Here is a 17,442-nt window from a genome sequence, read left to right on the forward strand (position 1 = left end):
GCCGATAGAACACGACGGGTGTGGCACCGGAAAGACGATTTCGGCGTTACAAGACAGATTGCCCCCAACGGCGGGCCGGTTAGAGTGGGTTCATGGGACAAACGCCTGACGATCTTCTGCGCTTGACGAACGACGATATCGCCGCCCTGTCAGGCGGGCGCTGCGACCGCCCTTTCGATATCCTGGGACCGCATGACGGCTGGCTGACCGTCTATCATCCCGACCTGGCCGCCCTCGGCGCCGTGACGGATGCGGGCGATGTGCCGCTGGAGCGTGTCTTCGGCGACCTGTTCCAGGGGCGGGTGTCCGGCCCCTATCGGCTGAAGGCCCGCACGGCGGGCGGGGCCGAATGGCAGTTCGACGATCCCTATCGCTTCGGCCCGGTCCTGGGCGAGCTTGACCTGCATCTGCTGGGCGAGGGCATGCATCGCCGGCTGTGGCAGGCGCTTGGCGCGCATGTCATCGTGCATGAAGGCGCCGCCGGCACGCATTTCGCGGTCTGGGCGCCGAATGCCCGGCGGGTTTCGGTGGTCGGCCCCTTCAATGCCTGGGATGGCCGCCGCAACCCGATGCGGCGCATCGGCGGCAGCGGCGTGTGGGAGATTTTCCTGCCGGGCGTGGCCGAGGGGGCGCTTTACAAATACGAGATCCTCGATGCTCAGGGCGGGCTGCTGATGAAGGCCGACCCGGTGGGGTTTGGCAGCCAGCACCCACCGGAAAAGGCCAGCGTGGTGCGCGACATCACCGGCTATGGCTGGAAGGACGGCGACTGGATGGCGGGCAGGGCCGCCGTCCAGGACCGCCGCGCGGCGATCAGCATCTATGAGGTGCATCTGGGATCCTGGCGCAGGCGGCTGGACCAGGGCGGGCGGCCGCTGTCCTACAAGGAACTGGCGCGCGACCTTGTGGCCTATGCCGCCGACATGGGCTTCACGCATCTGGAACTGCTGCCGGTCAGCGAGTTTCCCTTCGACGGATCCTGGGGATACCAGCCGGTGGGGATGTATGCGCCGACGATCCGCTTCGGCCCGCCCCACGAATTCCGCGACCTGGTCGAGGCCGCGCACGAGGCGGGACTGGGCATCCTGCTGGACTGGGTGCCAGGCCACTTCCCCACGGACGCCCATGGTCTGGCGCGCTTCGACGGGACCGCGCTTTACGAACATGCCGACCCGCGCGAAGGCTTTCATCAGGACTGGAACACGCTGATCTACAACTATGGCCGGACCGAGGTCCGGAACTACCTGATCGCCAATGCACTGTATTGGCTGGAGGAATACCACATCGACGGGCTGCGCGTGGATGCGGTGGCCTCCATGCTCTACCGCGACTATTCGCGGTCCGAAGGACAGTGGATCCCCAACAAGCATGGCGGGCGCGAGAACCTGGAGGCGATCGACTTCCTCAAGGCCATGAATGTCGCGGCCTATGCCGAAAGCCCCGGCATCATGACCGTGGCCGAGGAAAGCACGTCATTTCCCAAGGTATCGGCCCCCGTGGACGCGGGCGGGCTTGGCTTCGGCTTCAAGTGGAACATGGGCTGGATGAACGACACGCTGCGCTACATGCAGCGCGATCCGGTGCACCGGCAATACAACCACGACCTGATGACCTTCGGGCTGATGTATGCCTTTTCCGAAAACTTCATCCTGCCGATCAGTCATGACGAGGTTGTCCACGGCAAGGGGTCGATGCTGCGCAAGATGCCGGGCGACGAATGGCAGCAATTCGCCAACCTGCGCGCCTATTACGGCTTCATGTGGGGCCATCCGGGCAAGAAGCTGTTGTTCATGGGCTGCGAGTTCGGCCAGCCCGAGGAGTGGAACCACAATGGCGAGTTGAACTGGCCCGCCGCCGCCCAGCCCCGGCACCAGGGCGTGCAGGCGCTGGTGCGCGACCTCAACCGGCTTTATCGAGAAACCCCCGCGCTTTACCGCAAGGATGCGGATCCCGACGGCTTCCAGTGGGTGGCGACCGATCCGGCGCAATCGACCTATGTCTGGATCCGCCGGGGCGAGCCGGGCGATCCCCCGGTGGTCGTCGCCTGCAACTTCACTCCGGTGCCGCGGCCCGGTTTCCGCATCGGCGTCCCGCAGGCGGGCCCTTGGCGGGAGGCGATCAATACCGACGCGGCCCTTTATGGCGGCAGCGGCATGGGCAACCTTGGCGGGGTCGAGGCCACGGACAAGCCGCAGGACGGCCAGCCCGCCTCGATGGTGATCACCCTGCCGCCCTTGTCGGTCGTGATCCTTGTTGCAGGCGAACGTATTCAAGGGGAGGATGTTGGATGTCCGAGGCAAGATTGACCCGGCGCGCGATGGCTTTCGTGCTGGCCGGCGGGCGGGGCAGCCGCCTGAAGGAATTGACCGACCGCCGCGTCAAACCGGCGGTCTATTTCGGTGGCAAGACCCGCATCATCGACTTTGCCCTGTCGAACGCGATGAATTCAGGCATCCGCAAGATCGCGGTCGCCACCCAGTACAAGGCCCACAGCCTGATCCGCCATGTGCAGCGGGGCTGGAACTTCTTCCGGGCCGAGCGCAACGAATTCATGGACATCCTGCCCGCCAGCCAGCGCATGTCAGAGGAACACTGGTATCGCGGCACCGCCGATGCGGTGACCCAGAACATCGACATCGTGGACAGCTATGACGTCGATTACATCGTGATCCTGGCGGGTGACCACATCTACAAGATGGATTACGAGATCATGCTGCGCGAGCATTGCGAAAGCCGCGCGGACGTGACCATCGGCTGCCTGACCGTGCCCCGGATGGAGGCGACGGCCTTTGGCGTCATGGCGGTGGACGAAACCGGGCGCATCACCTCGTTCCTGGAAAAACCCTCCGATCCGCCGGGGATGCCTGACGATCCCGACAGCGCGCTGGCCTCCATGGGGATCTATGTCTTCAGCTGGCCCTTCCTGCGCGATCTGCTGCTGAGGGATGCCGAGGATCCGAATTCCAGCCATGATTTCGGCAACGACCTGATCCCCGAGATCGTGCGCAGGGGCAAGGCGATGGCGCACCGCTTCGATGTGTCCTGCGTGCGCGATCCGGGCGCGCCCGCCTATTGGAAGGACGTGGGCACGGTGGATGCCTTCTGGAAGGCCAATATCGACCTGACCGACTTTACCCCCGAACTGAACCTGTGGGACCGCGAATGGCCCATCTGGACCTATTCCGAAAGCGCGCCGCCCGCGAAATTCATCCATGACGAAAAGGACCGGCGCGGCATTGCCGTGTCGTCCATGGTGTCGGGGGGCTGCATCATCTCGGGCACGGAAATCCGCAACTCGCTGCTGTTCACGCAGGTCCATACCAACAGCTATGCGTCGTTGGATCATGTCGTGGTGCTGCCCTACGTCACCGTCCAGCGGCGTGCCCGCCTGACCCGCGCGGTGATCGACCGGGGCGTGGTCATCCCCGAGGGCCTGGTCGTGGGCGAGGATCACGCCGAGGACGCCAAGTGGTTCCGCGTCAGCGAAGGAGGCATCACCCTGATCACCCAGGACATGCTGGACCGCCGGGCGGCCAGCCTGTGACGCGGGTCCTGTCCATCGCCTCGGAATGCGCGCCGCTGGTCAAGACGGGCGGGCTGGCGGATGTGGCGGGCGCGCTCCCCGCCGCCCTGTGGACCCAGGGGGTCCAGATGCGGACCCTGCTGCCCGGCTATCCCGCCGTGATCGCCGCCCTGCATGACTGGACCGAGGCCGCGCACTTCGATGACCTGTTCGGCGCCCCGGCACGGCTTCTGACCGGCTGGGCGGCGGGGCTGGATCTGCTGGTGATCGACGCCCCCCACCTGTTCTCGCGGCCGGGCAATCCCTATCTGGGCCCGGACGGGCGGGACTGGCCCGACAATCCCGAACGCTTTGCCGCGCTGTCCTGGGTCGGCGCGCATGTCGGGATCCATGGCGCGGCGGGCTGGCATCCGCAGGTTCTGCATGGCCACGACTGGCAGGCGGGTTTCGTCCCCGAATACCTGCGCCAGATGGGCGGCGGTCCCGCCACGGTGCTGACCATCCACAACATCGCCTTCACCGGGGCGACGGATGCCGGCCGGATGCAGTCGCTCCGCCTCGATCCCTGGCGCTTCCAGATGGATGGCTACGAGTTCTATGGCGGCATCTCGGCGCTGAAGGCCGGGCTGATGGAGGCGGATGCCCTGACCACCGTGTCCCCCACCTATGCCGAGGAGTTGATGACCCCCGAATTCGGCATGGGCCTGGACGGGGTGATGCGGTTTCGGCGCGAAGCGCTGACCGGCATCCTGAACGGCATCGACCTGCACGCCTGGAACCCCGCGACCGATCCCGCGATCCGGCCCTATGACAGCCTGCCCGGCAAGGCCCCCAGCAAGGCCGCCCTGCGCGCCGAGATGGGCCTGCCGGAAGCGGACGGCCCGCTTTGCGTGGTCGTGTCCCGGATGACGCACCAGAAGGGCCTGGATCTGGTGGCCGAGGCGCTGCCCGCGCTGCTGGATCATGGCGGGCAGCTTGCGCTTCTGGGGTCGGGCGAACCGGCGCTTGAACATGCCTTCCGCCGCCTGGGCGAACAGAACCCCCATGTCGCCGTGCGCATCGGCTATGACGAGGCGCTGTCGCACCGCATGATCGCGGGGGGCGACGCGATCCTGGTTCCCTCGCGGTTCGAGCCTTGCGGGCTGACGCAGATGTACGGGCTGCGCTATGGCACGGTGCCGGTGGTGGGCCTGACCGGCGGGCTGGCCGATACCGTCATCAACGCATCCCCCGCCAGCCTGGCGCAAGGGGTGGCGACGGGCATCCAGTTCTCGCCCGTGACGGCCGAGTCGTTGCGCAACGCCCTGACCCGGCTGTGCCAGCTTTACCGGGACAAGGACACATGGTCCCGGCTGGTCGCGAACGCGATGGCGCAGCCCGTCGGCTGGGACCAGTCGGCACGGGCCTATGCCGCGCTTTATGCCCGGCTGACGGCCGGCAGATGAACCACACGATCACGGCGGGGCATCCGTTTCCGCTTGGCGCCTCGTTCGACGGGGGCGGGGTCAACTTCGCCATTTTCTCGCAGCATGCCGACCAGGTGGTGCTGTGCCTGTTCGACGACAAGCACCGCGAAACGCGTATCCCGCTGCCGGAACGCGAAGGCCACATCTGGCACGGATACATCGCCGGGCTGGCGCCGGGCCAGCGATACGGCTTCCGCGTCCATGGGCCCTATCGCCCGCGGGAGGGGCATCGCTTCAACCCGAACAAGCTGCTGATCGACCCCTATGCGAAGCGCCTGACGGGCAGCCCGCGTCCGCATGACGCGCTGTTCGGATACCGCGCCGGGCATCACGATTCGGACCTGTCCTTCGACCGCCGCGACAGCGCCGCGCACATGCCGCGCTGCGTCGTGGTGGATCCCGCCTTCAGCTGGGGCGACGACCAGCCGCTGCGCCGCCCGTTGACGGAAACCGTCATCTACGAGGCGCATGTGAAGGGCCTGACCATGCTGCACCCGGAGGTGCGGCATCCCGGGACATACCTTGCCATGGCCTCGGACCCGATCCTGGACCATCTGAACGGCCTGGGTGTCACGGCCATCGAGCTTCTGCCGGTCCACGCCTTCGCCGACGACCGCTTCCTGACCGACCGGGGACTGTCGAACTACTGGGGCTACATGTCCTATGGCTTCTTCGCGCCCGAGCCACGCTACATGCAGGCAGACGACATCGCGGAATTCCAGCAGATGGTCGCCCGCTTCCACCAGGCCGGGATCGAGGTGATCCTGGACGTGGTCTACAACCACACCGCCGAGGGCAACCACCTTGGCCCGACCCTGTCCTTTCGCGGCATCGACAACGCCGCCTATTACCGGCTGGCCGAGGACCGGCGCTTTTACGCGAATGACGCGGGGACGGGGAATGTCCTGAATCTCGACAGTCCCTTCGCGCTGCGGCTGGTGGTGGATTCGCTGCGCTACTGGGTCGAGGTGATGCATGTGGACGGCTTCCGCTTCGACCTGTGTTCGGTTCTGGGCCGCACGCGCGGCGTCTTTGACCGCGACGGGCCGTTCTTTCGCGCGGTCAGGCAGGATCCGGTCCTGAACCGCGTCAAGCTGATCGCCGAGCCGTGGGACCTGGGCGAGGGAGGCTATCAACTGGGCGCCTATCCTGCGCCCTTCTGCGAATGGAACGACCGCTTCCGCGACGATGTGCGCGCCTTCTGGCGGGGCGACGCGGGCCACATCGGCCATCTGGCCAAGCGCATCGCCGGATCGGCGGCGCGCTTCGACCATGACGGGCGGGCGGCCACCGCCTCGGTCAACTTCATCGCCGCCCATGACGGTTTCACGCTGATGGATACCGTCAGCTTCGCCAGGAAACACAACGAGGCGAACGGCGAGGATAACCGCGACGGGCACAACCACAACCTGTCGGACAACATGGGCGTGGAAGGCCCGACCGGGGATCCCGCCATCCGGGCCCGCCGCGACCGCCGCCGCCGCAACCTGTTTGCCACCCTGCTGCTGAGCCAGGGCACCCCCATGATCCTGGCGGGGGACGAGCTTGGCAATTCGCAGAACGGCAACAACAATGCCTACTGCCAGGACAACCCCTTGGGCTGGGTGGACTGGGAAGGCGCGGACCGGGGTTTTCTGGACTTCTGCCGCCAGGTGATCGCCTTCCGCAAGGCCCATCCGATCCTGCGCCAGCGCCGGTTCCTGCACAGCCAGTCGCGCGAACAGGACGGGTTGCCCGACCTGTTCTGGCGCCGCGCCGACGGCCAGCCGATGACGCCCGCCGACTGGTCGAACCCCCAGGGGCGGCTGCTGGCGGCGGAAATGCGCATGGCCTCGGGGACGCCCGCCTATGCTGCGCTGCCGGGGGCGGTCTTTCTGGTCTTCAACAACGGTCCCGATGCCAGGGTGCATCTGCCCCAGCCCGCGCAGGGTGGCCACTGGCGCAGGCGGCTGGACAGCGCGCGCGACGCCATGCCAGACCAACGGGCGGGAAAGGTCGAATGGATCGTCGCGGCAAGTGTGGTGGCTTTCGTGTTGTGCGACCTGACGGCGGATGCCTGAGGCAGGCGCAGCCGATCACAATTTCGGGCATCCGTGATACACAGCATAGAATCGCGCGTCCGGCCCTTTTCAACCGTATGGAAACTTGGCAACAAAAATTAACCGCCAAGCGATATTCTGGCGGCCAGCGGCAGACGCGTGATTCTTTTCCGCCCGAAAGGCCCGATCTTGAAAACTCCTCCTTCGGCCCTGCACCTGCGCGACCAGATCCTGCACCACCTGACCCACAGCCAGGGACGGGGGCCTGAATTCGCCACGCCCTTCGATTGGCGGATGGCGGTCAGCTATACGGTGCGCGACCTGATGGCCGGGACCTGGATCAACGCCTTCCGCGCCGCGCGCGACCAAGGGGCCAAGCGGGTCTACTATCTGTCCATGGAGTTCCTGATCGGGCGCATCCTGGACGACGCGATCATCAACCTGCGGCTGGAAAAGCCCATGGACGAGGCGCTGCGGATGCTGGGCCTCGACCGGCAGGAGATTCTGGACAACGAACCCGACGCGGCGCTTGGCAATGGCGGGCTGGGGCGGCTGGCGGCCTGCTTCATGGAATCGCTGTCGTCCCTGCAATGCCCGGCCTTCGGCTTTGGCATCCGATATGAACACGGTCTGTTCCGCCAGCGCTTCGAGGGCGGCCAGCAGGTCGAGACGCCCGAGGACTGGCTGAACCAGCCCCACCCCTGGGAATTCGTGAAGATCGACTACAGCTATACCGTCGGCTTCAAGGGCCATGTGGAAACCGTGGATGGCCGCGCCATCTGGCGCCCGGGCGAAAGCGTGATCGCGCGGGCCTATGACACGCCGGTGATCGGCTGGGGCGGCAACTGGGCCAATACGCTGCGCCTGTGGGGCGCGCATCCGACGACGCTGCTGGATCTGCCCCGCTTCAATGCGGGCGACCACACGGCGGCGGCGGAACCCGAAGCCTTGGCGCGGACCCTGTCGCGCGTCCTTTACCCCGACGATACGACCGACGCGGGCAAGGAACTGCGCCTGAAGCAGGAATATTTCCTGACCTCGGCATCCTTGCAGGACATCCTGCGGCGCTTCCTGCAGGAGCATGGAGACTTGCAACTGCTGCCCAAGAAGGTGGCGATCCAGCTGAACGACACGCATCCGGCCATCGCCGGGCCGGAACTGATGCGCCTGCTGATGGACGATCACGGGCTGTCCTTCGAGGTCGCGCGCGACCTGGCCAGGGGGGTGCTGAACTATACCAACCACACCCTGATGCCCGAGGCGCTGGAGCGCTGGTCCACCTGGCTGATGGGCGGCGTCCTGCCGCGTCACCTGCAGATCATCCAGATGATCGACGATGACCACCGCGCCGCGACCGGGCGTCCCGCGCATGTGGGCATCGTCCAGAACGACCAAGTGCGGATGGGGGAACTGGCCTTCATCATGTCGGGCAAGGTGAATGGCGTCTCGGCGCTGCACAGCGAACTGGTCAAGGACACGGTCTTCGCCGACCTGCACAAGCTGCACCCGGACCGCATCGTGAACCAGACCAACGGCGTCACGCCGCGCCGCTGGCTGCGCATGTCCAATCCGGGTCTCGCGCAGCTTCTGGACGACACCGTCGGCGAGGGCTGGACCACCGACCTGGAACAGCTGCGGTTGCTGGAACCCCATGCCGAGGACGGGGCCTTCCGCGAGGCGCTTGGCCAGGTCAAGCGCGCCAACAAGGTCTGGCTGTCGAACGGCCTTCTGGCGGGCATGGGGCTGAAGGCCGATCCGGACGCGATCTTTGACATCCAGGTCAAGCGCATCCACGAATACAAGCGCCAGCTTCTGAACATCCTGGAAGCCATCGCCCTGTGGAAGCGGATCCATGACGATCCGAACGGCGACTGGACGCCGCGCGTCAAGATCTTCGGCGGCAAGGCGGCGCCGGCATACTGGCTGGCGAAATCGGTGATCCATCTGATCAACGACGTGGCGGCGACGATCAACAACGATCCGGTCACGTCGAAATACCTCCAGATCGCCTATCCGCCGAACTACAACGTCTCGATGGCCGAGGATCTGATACCCGCCGCGGACCTGTCCGAACAGATCAGCACCGCCGGGAAAGAGGCCTCGGGCACCGGCAACATGAAATTCACCATGAACGGCGCGCTGACCATCGGCACGCTTGACGGGGCCAATGTCGAAATCCGCAGCCTGGTCGGGCCCGAGAACTTCTTCCTGTTCGGCCTGACGACGGAGGAGGCCGCAGCCGAGGCCGCCACCCCCGGCCATGCCCGCGCCGCCATCGAGAAGAGCGAGGATCTGTGGGCCGCGCTGCACCTGATCGCCGAGGGCCGCTTTGGCCGGGCCGAAAGCTATTACGCGCTGCTGGACCGGACCTGGAACGACGATCCCTTTCTGGTCGCCAGCGACTTCGACGACTACTTCGCCACGCAGCGCAGGGTGGACGCCGCCTATCGCGACAGCGCGACCTGGGACCGGATGGCGGCGCTCAACATCGCGCGGTCGGGTTTCTTTTCCTCGGACCGGACGATCCGGGGATACATGACCGACATCTGGCATGTGCTGCCCGTCGCCATCTGACGGAACGGCCTAGTCCAGGCCTGTCCGCTGCCGCGCGCGGGTCTCCAATGCCTGGAAGCCGTGGTGGATCAGCACGGCCAGGATGCCGACCACCAGCGCGCCCTGCAGCACAAAGGCGGTGTTCGAGGATAGAAGCCCGGCAATGATCACCTCGCCCAGGGTGCGGGCCGCGACCGTCGATCCGATCGTCGCCGTGCCAAGCGAGATCACGGCGGTCAGACGCATCCCCGCCAGCAGAAGGGGCAGGGACAGGGGAAGGTCGATCTGCCGCAGCCGCTGGCCCGGCGTCAGGCCCATGCCGCGCGCGGCCTCGGTGACGGCGGGCGGCTGGCCGGTCAGACCGGCCAGGGCGTTCTCGAACACGGGCAGCAGGCCATAAAGGAACAGCGCCACAAGCGTCGGACCGGTGCCGAAGCCCATCACCGGCACGGCCAGCGCCAGCACCGCGACCGGAGGGAGGGTCTGGCCGACGGCGGTGACGGTGCGGGCCAGGGGCAGGAACTCGCGTCCCGTCCGCCGCGTCACCAGGATCGCCAAGACCAGCCCGACGATCGTCGAACCCGCAACTGCCGCCGCCACGATGGCCAGATGCGACAGGGTCAGCGACAGAAGGCTTGTCTGCGTATAGATCGCCGGCGCGCCGTTCCGGGTGAAGGGCTGGAACAGCGGCGCAAAGCTGGCGGGCGAGATCAGGAAGGCCAGCAGGAACAGCCCCGACGCCGCCAGCAGGATCCGGCCGGTCATGGGTGCCGGGCCTGGGTGCGCAGGGCGTCCAGCGTCACCACGCCGCCGCCTTCGACGGGAAGGGCGGCCCGGCCGCTCCACAGGCATTCGGCCAGGGCGTCGCGCAGGCTCGCGCCGGGGGCGATGGCGGGACCGGCGGCCTCGCCGGGCATGGCGATGTCGGCGACGGGGATCAGCGACAAGAGCCGCAGCGCCCGGTCCGCCGTGCCGATCAATTCGCCCACGAAGGGCGTTGCCGGATCGGTCAGGATGCGGGCGGGCGTATCGTCCTGCAGCAGCCGGCCCTTGTCCATGACGGCGATGCGGTCGCCCAGGGCCGTCGCCTCGGCCATGTCATGGGTGACCAGGATCAGCGTGGTGCCAAGGCGCCGCTGGATGGCCTTCAGGTCGGCCTGCGCCTTGGCGCGGATCAGCGGGTCCAGCGCGCCGAAGGGTTCGTCCATCAGCAGCAGGTCGGGCTTGGCAGCCAAGGCGCGCGCGACGCCCACGCGCTGCGCCTGGCCCCCCGACAGCTTGTGCGGCATCCGGTCCCGGAAGGTCGCCGGGTCCATCTGGAACAGGTCCAGCAATTCATCGACGCGCGCGGCGATCTGCGCACGCGGCCAGCCCAGCAAGCGCGGCACGGTGGCGATGTTCTGCGCGACCGTGCGATGCGGGAACAGCCCGTGGCCCTGGATGGCATAGCCGATCCGGCGGCGCAGCAGATGCGGGGGCAGGGTGGCGGTGTCCACGCCCTCGATCAGGACGCGGCCGGACGACGGTTCCACCAGGCGGTTGATCATCCGCAGAAGCGTGGTCTTGCCAGACCCCGAGGTGCCGACCAGCACCATCACCTGGCCCCTGGCCACCGTCAGGCTGACATCGTCCACCACGCGCAGGTCGCCGTAAAGGCGGGTCAGGTTCTGGATCTCGATCATGCCGTGTCCCTCCGGGCGGACTGGACCAGCAGGTCCAGCGCGATCCCCGCCACCAGGGCCATCGCGATGGTGGGCAGCGCGCCCAGCAGCACCAGATCCATCGCCGTCTGGTTCAGCCCCTGGAAGACGAAGGTGCCGAAGCCGCCGCCGCCGATCAGGCCTGCGATGACCGCAAGGCCGATGTTCTGGACCAGCACGATCCTGACCGCCGCCAGCAGCACCGGCAGCGCCAGCGGCATCAGCACCCCGGCCATTAGCTGCGCGCGGGTCATGCCAAGGCCCAAGGCGGCATCGCGCGTGGCGGCGGGAACGCCCGACAGCCCGGCCAGCGTGTTCGACACGACCGGCAGCAGGGAATAGAGAAACAGCGCCACAAGCGCCGGAAAGACGCCGATGCCCGAAACGCCGGCCCGCGCCGCACCCGGCACCGTTGCGGCGACCCAGCCGAAGATCGGGATCATGATGCCGAACAGCGCCAGCGAGGGGATGGTCTGCAGGATGTTCAGAACGCCCAGCACCGGCCCGCGCAGGCGCGGCGACTGGAAGATGGCGATGCCGGCGGGGATGCCCACCAGCAGCGCCGCGCCCAGCGAACCGAAGGCCAGCGCCAGATGGGCCTGCGCCTCGCGCCCGAACAGCTCGCGCCGGGTGGCGTATTCGCGCATGACCGACACGCCGTCCAGGGCGCCCGAGCCGAGGATCGTTCCCGCCAGCGCCACCGCGCCCCCCAGCATCAGCCAGCGCACGGCCAGAGAGGGACGCAGTCGGTTCACGGCATCGGCCAGCATCAACCCGAAGGCCAGAAGCAGCAGCCAGAAGCCCGAGGCGGGCGCGACCCGCGCCAGCATATTCCCCGGCGGCACAAGATGCGCCGCCACCGCGCCCAGCGACAGCGTGACCGCGATCAGCGCAACCATCGCCGCGGCCAGCCGCAGGACGGCCGGCCAGCCGGACCAGCAGGCGGCGGCCAGGACGGCGCCCAGGGCAAGCATCGCCGCAAGGCCACCGGGCAAGGCTGCAAGGCCCAGGCCCTCGCCCGGGACGATGCGGTTCGGCTTGAACTGGACCAGCGGCAGCGCCAGCCCGGCCAGCCCGATCAGGGCGAACAGAACGGCAGGCGGCTGGACCCGCGCCACCGGATCAGTCCAGGAAACCAGCCTGTTTCAGATAGTCCTCGGCCACGGCGGCGGAGGGTTCGCCGCCCACCTGGATGCGGCCGTTCAGCGTCTGCAGCGTTTGCAGCGTCAGCGAGGTGAAGATCGGCTCCAGCACCTCGGCGATCCGGGGATGGGCCTCCAGCACCTTTGCCCGGACGATGGGCGCGGGCTGATAAACGGGCTGGACGGCCTTGTCGTCCTCCATCACCAACAGCCCGGCCTCGGCGATCGCGCCGTCGGTGCCATAGACCATGGCCGCGTTCACGCCCGAGGTCTGCTGCGCCGCCGCCGCGATGGTGGCGGCCGTGTCGCCGCCCGCAAGCTGCACAAGCTGGTCGGGCTTCAAGATGAAGCCATAGGTTTCCTGGAAGGCGGGCAGGGCGGCGGGCGAGGTCACGAATTCGCTGGACGCCGCCAGCTTCACCTGCCCGCCGCCCGCGATCCACTGGCCCATCTGGGTCATGGTGGTCAGGCCGTTCTCCTCGGCCACCTCCTGCCGCAGGGCAATGGCCCAGGTGTTGTTGGCGGGGGACGGCGTCAGCCAGACGATGTCGTTCTGCTGCTTGTCCAGCTCCGCCACGCGGGCATAGCCCTTGGCGGCGTCCTTCCAGACCGCGCTGTCGGCCTCGTTGAAGAAGAAGGCGCCGTTGGCGGTGTATTCCGGATAGATGTCGATCTGCCCCGCCACGATGGCGTCGCGCATGATCGGCGTGCCGCCCAGCTGCAGGCGGTCCTGCACCGGCAGCCCGGCATCCTTCAGCGCCAGCAGGATCATGTTGCCCAGAAGCCCCCCCTCGGTGTCGATCTTGGAGGAGACGACGATATCCTGCGCGGCAAGGGGCGTTGCCGCCATCAGCAAGGTGACGGCAAGCGGGGCAAGACGGGTCATGGCGAAACTCCTGACAAGGGGACATGGGCAAGACGCCCCGGCCCAATCAGGGTTCCCCTAAAAAATTCAACGGGTCAACCGCCAAAGCTGCGGCTGCCAGCGGACGAGCCGAACCCCCCGCGCGAGGCGGCCGTGGCCCGCGACATCGGCGGCTGTCCGGCCGTGGCGGCAGGCCGGGCGAACTGGCTGCTGTTCAGCGCCGCGCGCCCGGTATTGCTGGAAAACGTGCTGGTCCGCGCGGCATTCGTGTAGCCGCCCTGGGGCGTGCGATACATCGGCTGGGACCGCGACAATCCGCCGCCCCCCAGCATGGAGCCGATCAGATAGCCCGCCAGCAGCGGCATGAAGATGCTGCCCGACCCGCCGTTCGAGACCTGCTGGTCCTCGGACCCGCAATTGCCGACGCCGTGCTGTTCCTCGCAGACCTGCAGGCTGTCATAGCGGGGCGCGGATTCGACGTGCAGCTGCTCGGCCTCGGCGAAGGACTGGCGGCACTCGTCGGGGGTGAACAGCCCTCCCTGGTCGGCGGCGGCAAGGCAGGCGTTCAGGTCGGGAAAGGCCTGCGCGTCGACCTGTTCCTCGCGGCAGCCGGCGATGGCGAAGCTGGCTGCGCCCAGAATGGTCAGGGCCACGGTCCTGGAGCGTTTCCTCATGTCTTTCCCCCTTTAGTCCGCAATGAAATGCGGCTTGAAGCGCGACAGATCCTGCGTGATGCGCGCCCGGTCCTCTCGCAGGCCCATCCCCACGCAGCGGTCGCCCACGATCCAAGCGCCGACGATCGGCCGGAAACCGTCGAAATCGGGCAAGGGCGCATAGGCCTGGACGATGCGCGGATGCTGGTCGTAATCGGTATTTGGGGAGGCCTCGGTCACATCGCCAGCCTCGACGATGCTGACGCCCGCGCCTTCGCGCGAAAAGATCGGCTTCACCACATGGCCGCGCTTGAACTGGTCGGCCACCTTGTCGAAGGCCGCGGCCGCGGCGGGCACCGGACGCCCCCCCGCCACCAGCGCGTCGGCCACGTCGTCGGCGAAGAAGGCGGGCAGCAGGTTCGGATGACCTTCGAACATCTGCCACAGCACCGGCAGGATACCCTTGTTCGACACAAGCGCCTTCCAGGCCGGTTCCAGGAACAGGCAGCCCGATGCCTTGATGTGGCGCGCGTAATCGTCGCGCAGCAGGTCTTCCCAAGGGTACAGCTTGAACAGCGTGCCGATCACCCGGTCCTCGGCATCGACGAACTGGCCCTGCTTGGTCACGCCCAGCTTGTCGAGGTCGCTGTAATGCGCCCCCATGCCGGCCTCGCGCGCGGCCCAGGCCATCGCCTCGACCGTGGCGTAATCCTCGGGGTTGTTCGCCATCGCGGTGAAGTGGATGTCGGTGTTCTTGGGAAACAACGCACGGAAGCGTTCGACAAGCGCCTCGTGGATGCCGTTGAACTGGTCCGCGCCGCGCGGCAGCACGCCCGCCGCAAGCTGGTCTTCCAACCACTGCCACTGGAAGGACGCGCTTTCGTAAAGCGAGGTCGGCGTGTCGGCGTTATATTCCAGCAGTTTCGCCGGACCCTTGCCGTCATAGGCCAGGTCCAGCCGGCCATAGATCTCGGGCTCGTTGCGGCGCCAGCTGTCTGCGACCAAGTCCCGGTGCTGGGGCGGGATGCCCAGCCGGTCCATCATCTGTTCGCTTGTGACGATCTCGGCCACGGCGTCGCGGCACATGGCGTGCAGGTCGGTCGCGGGCTCCTCGATATCGTCCTCGACCTGGCGCAGGGTGAACAGATAGGCCGAGCTTTCGTCCCAATAGGGCTCGCCATGCATGTCGGCGAAGGTGAAGCCCACCTCTTTCGCGGTGTCGCGCCAGTTGGGCCGTTCGGGAAGCGTGATCTTTTGCATGGCGGATCTGTAGCGCGGGACAAGGGGCGGGGCCAGACGAAACGCATCTCAGCAGCCAAGGGGTCCCGGCCTGCGTTCCTCGGACAGCATCACGTTGGCCTCCACCTGGCCCACGCCGGGCAGGGTCATGATGCGGCGGCGCAGGATGCGTTCGAAATCGCTGATGTCGCGCGCGGTGATGCGCAGGCGATAATCGAACTGACCCAGAACGTGCTGGACCAGTTGAACCTCGGGGATGGCGGTCACGGCGCGCTCGAAATCCTCTAGCCCGGTGCGGCCCTTGGCGGCCAGCTTGATGCCCAGGAAGACCGTGACCCCAAAGCCAAGCGCGGCCTGGTCCAGCACCACCCGCCGCCCGGCGATCACGCCCTCGTCGGTCAGTCGCTTGATGCGCCGCCAGGCGGCGGGCTGGCCGATCCCCACGGCACGCCCCACATCGGCGGCGCTGCGCGTGCCATCGGCCGCCAGCACCCGCAGGATCGCCAGGTCGGTCGCGTCCACATCGGTCACAGCGCCAGTTCCCCGCTGTCCTTGATGGTGGCGACCAGCATCAGCGCATCCAGTTCCGAGATATGGGGCAGGGTCAGGATGCGGTCGCGATAAACCTGCTGCCAATGCGCCATGTCGCGCGCGATGACAGAGGCGCGCCAGTCCACGCTGCCAAGAAAGGACTGTATCTCGATGACCTCGGGCACCTGGCGGAGGGCTGCCAGGAATTCGTCGAAGGCGCGCGGGTTCGTCTTGTCCAGGGTGAAGCGCAGGCTGACCTCGACCGCCCAGCCCATCGCGCGCCAGTCGATGCGCGCCTGCACCCCCTTCAGGACGCCTGCTTCTCGCATCCGCTCCAGCCGCCGCCACAAGGCGGCGGGCGTGACGCCGGCGCGGTCGGCCAAGGCGGCATTCGATGCCTCGGGCTCGGCCAGAAGCTGGCGCAGGATGCGGCGATCAATGCTGTCGGGCATGAAATTCATAAAAATAGCCCTAACACGGCATGAACTTTTCGGAAAGTGGCCTGAATATCGCGTCAGGCACGCGGACATCATCGCTTGTCATCCCGTAGAAGATATCCAACTGAATGAGAGGACTTTGAAATGCGCGTTTACTATGACCGCGACTGCGACGTGAACCTGATCAAGGACAAGAAGGTCGCGATCCTGGGCTATGGCAGCCAGGGTCATGCCCATGCGCTGAACCTGCGCGATTCGGGCGCCAAGAACCTTGTGGTCGCGCTGCGCGAGGGTTCTCCCTCGGCCAAAAAGGCCGAGAGCGAGGGGCTGAAGGTCATGGGCATCGCCGAGGCCGCCGCCTGGGCCGACCTGATCATGTTCACCATGCCGGACGAACTGCAGGCCGAGACCTACAGGAAATATGTCCACGACAACCTGCGCGAAGGCGCGGCGATCGCCTTCGCCCATGGCCTGAACGTGCATTTCGGCCTGATCGAGCCGAAGCCGGGCGTCGATGTCATCATGATGGCGCCAAAGGGTCCGGGCCACACGGTTCGCGGCGAATACGTCAAGGGCGGCGGCGTGCCCTGCCTGGTCGCCGTGCATCAGGACGCCACCGGCAAGGCGCTGGAAATCGGGCTGTCCTATTGCTCGGCCATCGGCGGCGGCCGTTCGGGCGTCATCGAGACCAACTTCCGCGAGGAATGCGAAACCGACCTGTTCGGCGAGCAGGCGGTCCTGTGCGGCGGCCTGGTCGAGCTGATCCGCTGCGGCTTCGAAACCCTGGTCGAGGCGGGCTATGCCCCCGAGATGGCCTATTTCGAATGCCTGCACGAGGTGAAGCTGATCGTGGACCTGATCTATGAAGGCGGCATCGCCAACATGGATTATTCGATCTCGAACACGGCGGAATACGGCCAGTATGTCACTGGCCCGCGCATCCTGCCCTACGAGGAAACCAAGGCCCGCATGAAGGCGGTGCTGGAGGACATCCAGCGCGGCAAGTTCGTGCGCGACTTCATGCTGGAGAACGCCGTTGGCCAGCCGACACTGAAGGCATCGCGCCGCGCCAACGACGAACACCAGATCGAACAGGTCGGCGCCAAGCTGCGCGAGATGATGCCCTGGATTTCCAAGGGCAAGATGGTCGACCGCGCGCGGAACTGATCCGTTGGACGAAGGCCGGGGGTTTTCCACCCCCGGACCCCCGAGGATACTTGTTGTCCAAGGCAGGCCTGCGGCGGACCGGAAATATCATGGGGGAGTCCGAAGGAGGGGGGCAACGCCCCCTTTT

Annotated in this window: 14 protein-coding genes; 6 read left to right on the forward strand and 8 right to left on the reverse strand. The window is 66.9% G+C overall.

Going from position 1 to position 17,442, the window contains the following annotated elements:
• Positions 1-92: 92 nt before the first annotated feature.
• The 5 genes from glgB (at position 93) to OU682_RS00380 (ending at position 9,602) form a co-directional block, all read left to right on the forward strand.
• A complete protein-coding gene (gene glgB, locus OU682_RS00360) occupies positions 93-2,306 on the forward strand; it encodes a 1,4-alpha-glucan branching protein GlgB (protein ID WP_268940077.1) in 2,214 nt (737 codons plus the stop codon).
• Positions 2,288-3,544 carry a glucose-1-phosphate adenylyltransferase gene (glgC, locus tag OU682_RS00365; RefSeq protein ID WP_268940078.1) on the forward strand — a complete coding sequence of 419 codons (1,257 nt, stop codon included), beginning with the start codon at positions 2,288-2,290 and terminating at the stop codon, positions 3,542-3,544. The genes glgB and glgC overlap by 19 nt, the downstream gene beginning before the upstream one ends.
• A complete protein-coding gene (glgA, locus tag OU682_RS00370; RefSeq protein ID WP_268940079.1) occupies positions 3,541-4,968 on the forward strand; it encodes a glycogen synthase GlgA in 1,428 nt (475 codons plus the stop codon). The genes glgC and glgA overlap by 4 nt, the downstream gene beginning before the upstream one ends.
• Positions 4,965-7,049: a glycogen debranching protein GlgX gene (gene glgX / locus OU682_RS00375; protein WP_268940080.1), complete on the forward strand. Its 2,085-nt coding sequence runs from the start codon at positions 4,965-4,967 to the stop codon at positions 7,047-7,049. Before glgA ends, glgX begins: the two co-directional genes overlap by 4 nt.
• 168 nt (positions 7,050-7,217) lie before the next feature.
• Positions 7,218-9,602, forward strand: coding sequence for a glycogen/starch/alpha-glucan phosphorylase (locus OU682_RS00380; protein WP_268940081.1), 2,385 nt, complete (start codon positions 7,218-7,220; stop codon positions 9,600-9,602).
• A 9-nt stretch (positions 9,603-9,611) separates the two neighbouring features.
• On the opposite strand, the gene OU682_RS00385 is transcribed toward OU682_RS00380, so the two are convergent.
• The 8 genes from OU682_RS00385 to OU682_RS00420 all read right to left on the reverse strand — a co-directional run bounded on the left by OU682_RS00385 (position 9,612) and on the right by OU682_RS00420 (position 16,163).
• Positions 9,612-10,346, reverse strand: coding sequence for an ABC transporter permease (locus tag OU682_RS00385; protein ID WP_268940082.1), 735 nt, complete (start codon positions 10,344-10,346; stop codon positions 9,612-9,614).
• Positions 10,343-11,263 (reverse strand): ABC transporter ATP-binding protein, encoded by a 921-nt coding sequence (locus OU682_RS00390; RefSeq protein ID WP_268940083.1) that lies wholly within the window; start codon positions 11,261-11,263, stop codon positions 10,343-10,345. Before OU682_RS00390 ends, OU682_RS00385 begins: the two co-directional genes overlap by 4 nt.
• Entirely contained in the window at positions 11,260-12,399 is a 1,140-nt protein-coding gene (locus tag OU682_RS00395; protein ID WP_268940084.1) for an ABC transporter permease, read from the reverse strand. The genes OU682_RS00390 and OU682_RS00395 overlap by 4 nt, the downstream gene beginning before the upstream one ends.
• Before the next feature lie 4 nt (positions 12,400-12,403).
• Positions 12,404-13,309: a glycine betaine ABC transporter substrate-binding protein OsmF gene (gene osmF / locus OU682_RS00400; RefSeq protein ID WP_268940085.1), complete on the reverse strand. Its 906-nt coding sequence runs from the start codon at positions 13,307-13,309 to the stop codon at positions 12,404-12,406.
• Between the two features lie 74 nt (positions 13,310-13,383).
• Positions 13,384-13,962 (reverse strand): DUF1190 domain-containing protein, encoded by a 579-nt coding sequence (locus OU682_RS00405; RefSeq protein ID WP_268940086.1) that lies wholly within the window; start codon positions 13,960-13,962, stop codon positions 13,384-13,386.
• 12 nt (positions 13,963-13,974) lie between these two features.
• Complete coding sequence (locus tag OU682_RS00410; protein WP_268940087.1) at positions 13,975-15,201, reverse strand: glutathionylspermidine synthase family protein; 1,227 nt, start codon at positions 15,199-15,201, stop codon at positions 13,975-13,977.
• 48 nt (positions 15,202-15,249) lie between these two features.
• Positions 15,250-15,711 (reverse strand): Lrp/AsnC family transcriptional regulator, encoded by a 462-nt coding sequence (locus OU682_RS00415; RefSeq protein ID WP_268940088.1) that lies wholly within the window; start codon positions 15,709-15,711, stop codon positions 15,250-15,252.
• The gene (locus OU682_RS00420) at positions 15,708-16,163 is read right to left on the reverse strand and encodes an Lrp/AsnC family transcriptional regulator (protein ID WP_268940089.1); all 456 of its coding nucleotides are present in this window, start codon (positions 16,161-16,163) and stop codon (positions 15,708-15,710) included. Before OU682_RS00420 ends, OU682_RS00415 begins: the two co-directional genes overlap by 4 nt.
• A gap of 129 nt (positions 16,164-16,292) precedes the next feature.
• On the opposite strand from OU682_RS00420, the gene ilvC reads away from it, so the two are divergent.
• On the forward strand, positions 16,293-17,315 hold the full coding sequence (gene ilvC / locus OU682_RS00425; protein WP_268940090.1) for a ketol-acid reductoisomerase: 1,023 nt from the start codon (positions 16,293-16,295) through the stop codon (positions 17,313-17,315).
• The last annotated feature ends 127 nt before the right edge of the window (positions 17,316-17,442 follow it).

Origin of the sequence: Paracoccus benzoatiresistens (assembly GCF_026913015.1) — a bacterium.
Classification (GTDB): Bacteria; Pseudomonadota; Alphaproteobacteria; order Rhodobacterales; family Rhodobacteraceae; genus Paracoccus; species Paracoccus benzoatiresistens.